The 10,785-nt window shown below is 61.7% G+C and carries 9 protein-coding genes and 1 pseudogene; 1 reads left to right on the forward strand and 9 read right to left on the reverse strand.

The window, feature by feature from the left end; all coding sequences use genetic code 11:
* Nucleotides 1-13: 13 nt before the first annotated feature.
* The 6 genes from AB4Z11_RS10395 to ugpQ all read right to left on the reverse strand — a co-directional run bounded on the left by AB4Z11_RS10395 (nucleotide 14) and on the right by ugpQ (nucleotide 7,705).
* A complete protein-coding gene (locus AB4Z11_RS10395; protein ID WP_442025107.1) occupies nucleotides 14-1,798 on the reverse strand; it encodes an acyl-CoA dehydrogenase in 1,785 nt (594 codons plus the stop codon).
* Nucleotides 1,799-1,899: 101 nt separating this feature from the next.
* Nucleotides 1,900-2,829: an electron transfer flavoprotein subunit alpha/FixB family protein gene (locus AB4Z11_RS10400; RefSeq protein ID WP_442025109.1), complete on the reverse strand. Its 930-nt coding sequence runs from the start codon at nucleotides 2,827-2,829 to the stop codon at nucleotides 1,900-1,902.
* A 27-nt stretch (nucleotides 2,830-2,856) separates the two neighbouring features.
* Complete coding sequence (locus tag AB4Z11_RS10405) at nucleotides 2,857-3,606, reverse strand: electron transfer flavoprotein subunit beta/FixA family protein (RefSeq protein WP_442025111.1); 750 nt, start codon at nucleotides 3,604-3,606, stop codon at nucleotides 2,857-2,859.
* Between the two features lie 160 nt (nucleotides 3,607-3,766).
* Nucleotides 3,767-3,994 carry a sulfurtransferase TusA family protein gene (locus AB4Z11_RS10410; RefSeq protein WP_442025113.1) on the reverse strand — a complete coding sequence of 76 codons (228 nt, stop codon included), beginning with the start codon at nucleotides 3,992-3,994 and terminating at the stop codon, nucleotides 3,767-3,769.
* Between the two features lie 186 nt (nucleotides 3,995-4,180).
* The gene (alaS, locus tag AB4Z11_RS10415) at nucleotides 4,181-6,793 is read right to left on the reverse strand and encodes an alanine--tRNA ligase (RefSeq protein ID WP_442025115.1); all 2,613 of its coding nucleotides are present in this window, start codon (nucleotides 6,791-6,793) and stop codon (nucleotides 4,181-4,183) included.
* A gap of 159 nt (nucleotides 6,794-6,952) precedes the next feature.
* Complete coding sequence (ugpQ, locus tag AB4Z11_RS10420; RefSeq protein WP_442025123.1) at nucleotides 6,953-7,705, reverse strand: glycerophosphodiester phosphodiesterase; 753 nt, start codon at nucleotides 7,703-7,705, stop codon at nucleotides 6,953-6,955.
* Nucleotides 7,706-7,774: 69 nt separating this feature from the next.
* Between ugpQ and AB4Z11_RS10425 the strand changes: the two genes are divergently transcribed.
* Nucleotides 7,775-9,001, forward strand: coding sequence for a CaiB/BaiF CoA transferase family protein (locus AB4Z11_RS10425; RefSeq protein ID WP_442025117.1), 1,227 nt, complete (start codon nucleotides 7,775-7,777; stop codon nucleotides 8,999-9,001).
* Nucleotides 9,002-9,127: 126 nt separating this feature from the next.
* On the opposite strand, the gene AB4Z11_RS10430 is transcribed toward AB4Z11_RS10425, so the two are convergent.
* The 3 genes and pseudogenes from AB4Z11_RS10430 to AB4Z11_RS10440 all read right to left on the reverse strand — a co-directional run.
* Nucleotides 9,128-9,454, reverse strand: a complete 327-nt coding sequence (locus tag AB4Z11_RS10430; protein ID WP_442025119.1) for a hypothetical protein — start codon at nucleotides 9,452-9,454, stop codon at nucleotides 9,128-9,130.
* A 99-nt stretch (nucleotides 9,455-9,553) separates the two neighbouring features.
* On the reverse strand, nucleotides 9,554-10,279 hold the full coding sequence (locus AB4Z11_RS10435; protein WP_442025121.1) for a DUF1223 domain-containing protein: 726 nt from the start codon (nucleotides 10,277-10,279) through the stop codon (nucleotides 9,554-9,556).
* A gap of 85 nt (nucleotides 10,280-10,364) precedes the next feature.
* Nucleotides 10,365-10,785: pseudogene (locus AB4Z11_RS10440) on the reverse strand (MFS transporter); the annotation flags it as partial.

Below are 10,785 nucleotides of genomic sequence, written 5' to 3' on the forward strand. Positions count from 1 at the left end.
ACCCCGGCAAGCCTTAGAACTGGTCTTCCGGCAGGCCCAGGACGCCGGCGCTGCCGTCGACGATGGCGGTGCGCAGGCTGCTCGATTGCGACAGGATGTGGTCTGCGAAGAAGCGGGCGGTGGTGATTTTGGCTTTGTAGAAGCCTGCGTCGCCTTCGCCTGCGCCCAGCTTGCGCTGCGCGATCTGCGCGGCGCGAGCCATCTGCCAGCCGCCCAGCACGATGCCGGCCAGCTTCAGGTACAGCACGGAGCCGGAGAACACGGCCTTGATATCGCTCCTGGTGTTCTGCACCACGAAGTCCACCACGTCGGACAGGTCGTTCAGGCCCTGCTCCAGGTTCTTGCGGATCGCGGCGAAATCGGCGCCATCGCTCAGTTCAGCAGCGGTAGCACGCGCCTGAGCGATCAGGCCCTTGGCAATGGCGCCACCATCGCGCACGGTCTTGCGGCCAACCAGGTCATTCGCCTGGATCGCGGTGGTGCCTTCGTAGATGGTCAGGATCTTGGAATCGCGGTAGTGCTGTGCTGCGCCGGTTTCTTCGATGAAGCCCATGCCGCCATGCACCTGCACGCCATCGCGCGTCACGTTCTCGGACATCTCGGTGGACCAGCCTTTGATGATCGGCACCAGGTATTCGTAGATCGCCTGGTTCTGCTTGCGCACTTCCGCATCAGCGTGATGGTGAGCGTAGTCGTAGTGGGCCGCACCAACGTAAGCCAGCGCACGCGCGCCTTCGACCTGGGCGCGCATCGACATCAGCATGCGGCGCACGTCCGGGTGGTTGATGATGGTCACGCCAGTCGGGGAACCATTCAGGTCCTTCGACTGCACACGCTCCTTGGCGAAGGCCACAGCCTGCTGGTAAGCGCGTTCCGCCACGCCCACGCCCTGCATGCCGACGCCGAAGCGGGCTGCATTCATCATGATGAACATGTATTCCAGGCCGCGGTTCTCTTCGCCCACCAGGAAGCCGGTGGCGCCACCGTGATCGCCAAACTGCAGCACGGCGGTCGGGGAAGCCTTGATACCCAGCTTGTGTTCGATGGAGACGCAATGCACATCATTGCGCTCGCCCAGCGAACCGTCGGCATTGACCATGAACTTCGGCACGATGAACAGCGAGATACCCTTCACGCCTTCCGGTGCGTCCGGCGTACGCGCCAGCACCAGGTGGATGATGTTCTCGGCCATGTCATGCTCGCCGTAGGTGATGAAGATCTTGGTACCCGAAACCTTGTACGAACCGTCGCCCTGCGGCACAGCGCGCGAACGCACCGCGGCCAGGTCGGAACCGGCTTGCGGTTCGGTCAGGTTCATGGTGCCGGTCCATTGACCCGTCACCAGCTTTTCCAGATAGATCGCCTTCTGCTCGTCGCTGCCTGCGGTCAGCAGCGCTTCGATCGCGCCATCGGACAGCAGCGCCACCAGTGCGAAGGACAGGTTCGAGCCGTGCAGCATTTCCACGCACGGGGTGCCAACCAGCTTGGGCAGGCCCTGGCCGCCGAATTCGGTCGGATGCTGCAAGCCCTGCCAGCCCGCTTCAGCGAACTRCTTGAAGGCTTCCTTGAAACCCTTGGAGGTCGTTACCTTGCCATCAGCCCAGCTGCTTGGTTCTTTGTCGCCCGCGTGATTCAGCGGAGCGATCACGCCACTGACGAACTTCGCATTCTCTTCGAGCACGGCTTCCGCGGTTTCCGGCGTAGCGTCCTCGCAGCCCGGCAGCGCGTTCACGCCGGACAGGTTGGCCAGTTCGTTCATCACGAACAGCATGTCTTTCATTGGGGCTTGATAGCTCATGTGAGTCTCCAAAGCGGTGGGCCGCTCATATTTTTAAAACCAGGGGCAAAAAACGAGTGGCTGCCACAGGGTGGCAGCCACTTGGGTTACGACTGTGGTTATTAACCCAGTTCTTTGACCAGCTGCGGCACAACTTCAAACAGATCGCCAACGATGCCGTAGTCCGCCACGGAGAAGATCGGTGCTTCAGGATCTTTGTTGATGGCGACGATGGTCTTGGAGTCCTTCATACCAGCCAGGTGCTGGATCGCGCCGGAAATACCGACGGCAATGTACAGCGACGGCGCCACGATCTTGCCGGTCTGGCCAACCTGCCAGTCGTTCGGCACGAAGCCTGCGTCCACGGCAGCGCGCGATGCGCCCATTGCTGCGCCCAGCTTGTCGGCCAGCGGTTCCAGGATCTTGAAGTTGTCGCCCGAGCCCATGCCGCGGCCACCGGACACGATGATCTTGGCAGCGGTCAGTTCCGGACGATCGGACTTGGCCACTTCGCGGCTCACGAAAGCGGACTTGCCGGAATCGGCAACAGCAGCCACGCTTTCCACGCCAGCGGAACCGCCGGTAGCGGCAGCGTCAAAGCCGGTGGTACGCACGGTGATGACCTTCACTTTGTCGGACGATTGCACGTAGGCGATCGCGTTACCGGCGTAAATCGGACGCTCGAAGGTGTCAGGCGAATCGACCTTGGTGATTTCGGAGATCTGGGCTACGTCCAGCTTGGCGGCAACGCGCGGCAGGATGTTCTTGCCGTAGGCGGTAGCAGGAGCCAGGATGTGGGAGTAGGAACCAGCGATCGCCAGCACCTGCTCGGCGACGTTTTCAGCCAGGCCATCGGCGAAGTGGGCTGCGTCAGCGTGCAGCACCTTGGTGACGCCAGCGATCTTGGCGGCTGCTTCGGCAGCAGCACCGGCGTTGGCGCCGGCAACCAGCACGTGCACGTCGCCGCCGCATTGTGCGGCGGCGGTCACGGTGTGCAGGGTGGAGCCTTTCAGGCTAGCGTTGTCGTGTTCAGCGATTACGAGTGCGACCATTTTGAGAATCCTTTGAGTTAGCCTGAATTAGATGACTTTAGCTTCGGTGCGCAGCTTGGCAACCAGGGTTGCTGCGTCAGGCACCTTGATGCCAGCGGAACGCTTGGCAGGCTCGGCCACTTTGATGGTCTTCAGGCGCGGGGTCACGTCAACGCCCAGGTCTTCCGGCTTGACGGTATCCAGCGGCTTCTTCTTCGCCTTCATGATGTTCGGCAGGGTCACATAACGCGGCTCGTTCAGGCGCAGGTCGGTGGTGACGATGGCCGGCAGGGTCAGGGACAGCGTTTCCAGACCGCCGTCCACTTCGCGGGTCACGGTTGCCTTGCCGTTTTCCAGCACCACTTTGGACGCAAAGGTCGCTTGCGGCCAGCCCAGCAGCGCAGCCAGCATCTGGCCGGTCTGGTTGGAGTCATCGTCGATCGCCTGCTTGCCCAGAATGATCAGCTGCGGCTGCTCTTTGTCAGCCAGCGCCTTCAGCAGCTTGGCCACAGCCAGCGGCTCCAGTTCGGTCGCGGTCTCCACCAGAATGCCGCGGTCGGCGCCGATCGCCATTGCGGTGCGCAGGGTTTCCTGGCACTGGGTCACGCCGGCGGACACGGCCACGATCTCGGTCACTTTACCGGCTTCCTTCAGGCGGGTCGCCTCTTCCACGGCGATCTCGTCGAATGGGTTCATCGACATTTTGACGTTGGCGATATCCACGCCAGTGCCGTCGGATTTGACGCGCACTTTGACGTTGAAGTCGACGACGCGCTTGACAGGTACCAGGACTTTCATAGGTGTGCCTTTGAAAAAGTGATAAGTAATATAAGTGGGCTAGATTATATGAGAATTCAACTAGTCCGATCGAATAATAGCACGATCGTGCGTTTTTTAAACGTCATCCGGCGCCGAAAAATCAACAGCCGGAATTATAACTTGGGTTTTGCGCGTGACCTTATTTGCGCTGCATCAGGAAGGTGAACTCGGTGCCGTTCTGCACGTGGGACAGCAGGGCGTTACCGGTCTGTTTGGCGAACGCCTGGAAGTCGCGCACGGAACCCGGATCGGTTGCCACAATGCGCAGCACCTGGCCGCTTTCCAGCTCAGCCAGTGCCTTCTTCGCTTTCAGAATGGGCAGCGGGCAGTTCAGGCCCCTGGCGTCGAGGTCCTTGTGAAATTCCATGGTCTCGGGTTCAAGTAGTGTGTCGCTCATCAAATTCTCACTGGTTACTACCGATGTTCCGACATACTACTCCAAATTACGGCGCGTGACGCACTGCACCAAAATAGTTCGAACATCGTTGCAAAGTCACAACGGCCTTGCAATTAAAACAAGCCCCGCGCCCTTAGGTACGGGGCTTTACCGCCTTTAGATACGCTGCTCCACCCATGCTGCAACGCCACTCAGTGCGCTCGGCAGGCCGTCTGGATTGGTGCCGCCCGCCTGCGCCATATCAGGGCGTCCGCCGCCTTTGCCGCCCACTTGTTGTGCAACGAAGTTGACCAGCTCGCCTGCTTTAACCTTGCCGATGGAGTCAGCAGTCACACCGGCGATCAGGCTCACCTTGCCGTCGTTGACGGAGGCCAGCACGATGGCGGCGGACTTCAGTTTATCCTTCAGTTTATCCATGGTTTCGCGCAATGCAGTGACATCCGCACCTTCCATGGTGGCGGCCAGCACTTTCAGGCCTTTCACGTCGACGGCCTTGTTCACCAGCTCGTCGCCCTGGCCGGAAGCCAGCTTGGACTTCAATGCCGCCAGTTCTTTTTCCAGTGCTTTCACCTGGTCCTGCACGGCGCCGATCTTGACGGTCAGCTCTTCCGGGTTGGCTTTCAGTGCGGCAGCCGCTTCGTTCAGCTTGCGTGCCATGCCTTGTACCAGCGCCAGCGCGCCCTCGCCCGTCACGGCTTCCACGCGGCGGATACCCGCTGCCACACCGCCTTCGGAGACGATCTTGAACAGGCCGATATCGCCGGTGCGATGCACGTGTACGCCACCGCACAGCTCTTTGGAGGAGCCGATGTCCATCACGCGCACTTCGTCGCCGTACTTCTCGCCGAACAGCGCCATGGCGCCGTGCTTCACGGCGTCGTCGAAGGACATGTGGTGCGACTCGGTCGCTGCGTTAGCCAGGATCTCGGCGTTGACGATGGCTTCCACCTTGGCGATTTCCTCGGCGGTCATCGGCGCATTGTGGGAGAAGTCGAAACGCGCCTTGTCCGGATCGACCAGCGAGCCTTTCTGCGCCACGTGGCCGCCCAGCACTTCGCGCAGGGCTTTGTGCATCAGGTGAGTTGCCGAGTGGTTGCGGATGGTGCGGCCGCGCGAATGCTGGTCCACTTCCGCGCCGACCGCGTCGCCCACTTTCAGAGAACCTTGTTCAACCACGCCGTGGTGGCCGAACACGTCAGCCTGGATCTTCAGCGTGTCTTCCACGGTGAAGCGGCCGGTAGCGCCGGTGATGAGACCCTGGTCGCCCACCTGGCCGCCGGATTCGGCGTAGAACGGCGTGGTGTCCAGCACCATAATGCCCTGCTCGCCCGCTTTCAGTTCCTGCACCGGCGCGCCATTGGCGTACAGGGCAATCACTTTCGAGTTGTGCGCCAGCTGGTCATAGCCGACGAACTTGTTCTTTTCGCCGCTGTATTCAACATTGGCAGCCATCTTCTTGAACTTGCCGCCTTCGCGCGCTTTCTGCTTCTGCGCTTCCATCGCGACGGCGAAACCGGCTTCGTCCAGCGTCACTTCGCGTTCGCGGCAGATATCGGCGGTCAGGTCCAGCGGGAAGCCGTAGGTGTCGTACAGGGTGAAGGCGGTGGCGCCGTCCAGGTTTTTCGGGTCCTTGGCCAGCTGCGCTTCCAGGATCTTCATGCCGTTTTCCAGGGTCTCGCCGAAACGCTCTTCCTCGGCCTTCAGCACCTGGGCTACGCGGTCCTTGGCTTCCGCCAGTTCCGGATAGGCGGCGCCCATTTCATTGTTCAGGTCTTCCACCAGCTTGTAGAAGAAGGCTTTGCTCTGGCCCAGCTTATGGCCGTGGCGCAGCGCGCGGCGGATGATGCGGCGCAGGACATAGCCGTGGCCTTCCGGGCCAGGGATGATGCCGTCAACGATCATGAAGGAAGCAGCGCGGATGTGGTCAGCGATCACGCGCAGCGATTTGTTTTCCAGGTCGGTGGCGCCGGTTTCGCGCGCAGCCGCCTTGATCAGCGCCTGGAAGGAGTCGATCTCGTAGTTCGAGTGCACGTGCTGCAGCACGGCGGCCAGACGCTCCATGCCCATGCCGGTATCCACGCAAGGCTTCGGCAGCTTGTGCATCACGCCCGCTTCGTCGCGGTTGAACTGCATGAACACCAGGTTCCAGATTTCGATGAAGCGGTCGCCGTCTTCCTCCGGCGAGCCTGGAGGACCACCCCAGATGTCCGCGCCGTGGTCGTAGAAGATCTCGGTGCAAGGACCGCATGGGCCGGTGTCGGCCATCTGCCAGAAGTTGTCCGACGCGTAGCGCGAACCCTTGTTGTCGCCAATACGGATGATGCGCTCTTTCGGCACGCCGATTTCGTTCGCCCAGATATCGTAGGCTTCGTCGTCTTCGATGTAGACGGTCACGGTCAGCTTTTCAGCCGGCAGCTGGTAGACCTTGGTCAGCAGCTCCCACGCGTAATTGATCGCATCGCGCTTGAAATAGTCGCCAAAGCTGAAATTGCCCAGCATCTCGAAGAAGGTGTGGTGACGCGCGGTGTAACCCACGTTTTCCAGGTCATTGTGCTTGCCGCCGGCGCGCACGCAGCGCTGCACGGTGGTGGCGCGGGTGTACGGGCGGGTATCCTGGCCCAGGAACACATCCTTGAACTGCACCATGCCGGAGTTGGTCAACAGCAGGGTCGGGTCGTTGCCTGGCACCAGCGGGCTGGAACGGACAATCGTGTGACCTTTGGATTCGAAGAATTTCAGGAACTTTTCGCGAATTTCAGCAGATTTCATGTCGTATTGGATTAGGTTGCAAGCTGGTGCAAAGGGTTGATTATACGTGAAGCCCGAACCGAAAAGCAGGTGGCAGGCTCTAAGAGCCAGCCACCCGTTCCGCGCCCCGTGCCAGGGTGGCTGGCACCGCGTGCCTGCCACCAGGGGTCGCCTTGGGTTCTAAGCGAAAGTAGGAGGGATCAGATCAATGCGGTCCGTGCAGAATCCGTCCACGCCCCAGGCGAGGATTTCCCGCGCTCGTTCGGGATCGTTGACGGTATAGCAAAACAGGCCAAAGCCCGCTTCTTTGATCGCGCGGGCGGTCGCCAGCGTCAGATTTTTATGGTTGGTGTGGATCGCCACCGCATCCAGTTCGCCGGCGATATGCGCCCAGTTTTCCGGCAGCTGATCAAAAAGACAAGCCCGCGGCAGGTCCGGCGCAGCATCGCGTGCCGCGGCCAGTGCCGGCATGCTGAAAGAGGACAGCAGCGGCAGCCCGGCCGGATCGCCCGCCGCCACTTCCGCCGCGAAGCGCGCGCGCGTGGTGTGCGCCACCCAGCGGCCGGTGGCTTCGTCCATGCCATCGGTCGGCTTGATCTCGATATTCATCCAGATCCGCTGCGCCATGCAGTAATCGACAAATTCCAGGAACAGCGGCACCGGCTCGCCGCGGAACTCCGGCTTCAGCCAGCGGCCCGCGTCCTTCTTCGACAGCTCGGCCGCAGTGTGGTCCACCACCCTGCCCTCGCCGTAAATCGTGCGGCCAAATTCCGGGTCGTGCATGACCACGCCGATGCCGTCTTTCGACAGCATGACGTCAAATTCGACCGCATGGAAACCGTAGGCGAGGCCGGCGCGCAGGCCGGCAATGGTGTTTTCCGGCGCCAGCGTGCCGCCGCCACGGTGAGCGACAATTTTCGGATAAGGCCACATGGTTTGAAACACTACCACGGCTGAATCGGTTAAGCTAACGCTCCCTGAATTTAGTATGGAACAGACAACATGATGCCGAAGGCCCTTGGACATATTCGCGTACTGGATCTGAGCCGCGTGCTGGCCGGTCCGTGGTGCTCGCAGAACCTGGCGGACCTGGGCGCGGACGTGATCAAGATCGAGCGTCCCGGTGCGGGCGACGATACGCGCGCATGGGGTCCGCCATATGCCAAAGATGCTTCCGGCGCCGATACCACCGAGGCGGCTTACTACCTCTCCGCCAATCGCGGCAAGCGTTCGGTGACGGTCGATATCTCCAGGCCTGAGGGCCAGGCACTGATCCGCGAATTGGCCAGGCACGCCGATGTGGTGCTCGAAAACTACAAGGTCGGCCAACTGAAGAAATACGGCCTGGATTACGACTCGCTGAAGCAGGTCAAGCCGGACCTGGTCTACTGCTCGGTGACTGGTTTCGGCCAGGACGGTCCATACGCGCACCGCGCGGGCTATGACTTCCTGATCCAGGGCATGGGCGGCCTGATGTCCGTGACCGGCGAGCGCGATGATCTGCCGGGCGGTGGTCCGCAAAAAGCCGGCGTGGCGCTGACCGACCTGATGACGGGCATGTATTCCACCATCGCGATCCTGGCCGCCCTCACCCATCGCGACCGCACCGGCGAAGGCCAGTATATCGACATGGCACTGCTGGATGTGCAGGTGGCGATGCTGGCCAATATGGGCTCGAACTACCTTAACAGCGGCAAGCCGCCCAAGCGCTGGGGCAATGCGCACGCCAACATCGTGCCTTACCAGACCTTCGCCTGCTCGGATGGCTACATCATCGTCGCTACCGGCAATGATGGGCAGTATCAGAAGTTTGTTGAAGTGGGCGGGCGTGCGGACCTCGCAACGCACGAACGCTATGCGACCAACCCGCTGCGCGTGAAGAATCGCGATGAGCTGGTGCCGGTTCTGGCCGAGATGGTGAAGGCCAAACCGCGTGACTGGTGGATCGAGCAGCTGGAGGCGGTTGGCGTGCCGTGTGGCCCGATCAACGATCTGCACGACGTGTTCCAGAATCCGCAGGTACAGGCGCGCGGCATGGTCATTGAGACGCCACATCCGACGGCGGGCAAGGTCAAACTGGTGCGCAGCCCGATGCGCTTGTCCGCCAGCCCGGCGGAAACCGACGTCGCGCCACCGCTGCTGGGACAGCATACCGAGGAAGTGCTGCGCGATGTGCTGGGACGCAGCGAGTCCGATATCGCCACCTTGCGCGATAAAGGCGTCGTTTAATTCGGCGCTGCGTGGACGGCGGATCAATGATCCGCCCTACATCACAGGCGTTCGCCGACGCCATAGCGGACGCCGGATCGATCAATGCACTGCGACGTAGGGCGGGTCGTTCTGACCCGCCGTTGCTCAGTGAAGGTGCTGTTTGAAATCGAACAGCTCACTGTGCATATGATTCACCGCCGCCTTCAACTCCTGCGTCACCGGCAAACCGCTCGAACAGCAGCGGCGCGCGCGGGCGCCCAGCACTTCCATATCGGTCACCAATCGCGGCACATCGCCGAAGTCCTGGCTCGCCAGGATTTCGCAGATATCATCCGAGCGGCGATCCAGCTTTTGAATGTATTCGCGCAACTCGCCGGACAAATGGCGTTCGGCGGACAGTTGCTGCGCCGCCAGACTAACGGCCAGCTGCACATTGTTCAAACGGCTGCGGATCTCGTTGTCGTGCATCATGATCTCCTCCATTCGAAAACGGCACGGGCTGTGCCGATTCTTTTTGGAGTTGCGCGCGCTCGGGCCGGTTCCGCGTAGCAGCCGCGTGTTTGAGCTAGCTCAACGCTTGCAGACGCTAAGCGAGGTGGCTTGCAGGATTTCCCCTTCAGCCGACTGCACAAAGGCCACCAGCGCCAGCTTGTCCGGATTCGCGCCGCGCGGAATTGGCAGCGATTGCGCCACACGCACCGTGCTGCCGCCTGACACGGCCGTGGGTACCAGCCAGTCACGCACGACATGATCGTGATGCAGCAAGCGCCCCTTGTTCTCGCCTGCGACGACCTGGCTGCTGATGCCGTCCTCAGTCAGCGCGACGTGCAGCTTGGCCGCCCGTGCAGCACTGGCACGAACTTCAACCGGCAGCCCGCTACTGTCGGCCGCGCCAACTGTAATCGCGATCGCCGCTTGGGCCTGCTGGGCATTGATGCGCTCCACCGCTGCGGACATGCCGCCCGGCCAGCCGCGCAATTCGCGTCCGCCGACGAAGAGTTCCGGCGTGTAGATCGTGTGCGTGCGCGCCAGATCGCTCAGCCAGCGCTGGCGTTCCGTGAACAAGGCACGCGAGAAGGGATCTTTCCAGCCGAGGTAGTTCCAGTAGTCCACATGCAGCGACAGCGGAATGAGCTTCTCCGACGCCCGCAGCTCGCCCAGATACTTATCCGCCGGCGGACAGCTCTCACAGCCCTCCGACGTGTACAACTCCACCAGCGCCACCTTATGGGGTGGGCTCTGCACTGAACACACCCCAGCGACCACCGCTGCCGCCAACGCCATCGTGAATTCCATATCCGCCTCCCAAGTTGATAATACTTGGTCTGGCAAACACGGCAATCCTTACAAACTGGTCAACGGCGTTTAAGGCAGCGCACGTTCAGGTGGCCAGGGCGGCCGCGGGAGGCGTCGCAATGGGAGTCAGGTTGCGCAGGCGGAGGGCAATGAGCAAGGCTCCGGCCAGAAGGCAGCCAAGCAGGACGACAACGCCGTTCCAGCCGCGGTGCGCCCAGACCACTCCGCACAGCCAGCCGACCACGCTGGAACCCATGTAGTAGAAGAAGAGGTACAGCGCTGACGCCAGCGCCTGAGGTGCGCGGGCACGGCGGCCGACCCAGCTGCTGGCGATGGAGTGGGAAGCGAAGAAACCAAAGGTGTACAGCGCCATACCGCCCACGATCAGCACCAGCGAGCCGGAAAGCGTCAGCAGCAGCCCCGCAAACATCACCGACAACACCAGCCACAGCACGCCGCGGCGACCGAACTTGTCAGCCATACGGCCCGCCCACACTGAGCTGAAG

It is taken from the genome of Pseudoduganella sp. RAF53_2, assembly GCF_052113985.1.
Classification (GTDB): domain Bacteria; phylum Pseudomonadota; class Gammaproteobacteria; order Burkholderiales; family Burkholderiaceae_D; genus Rugamonas.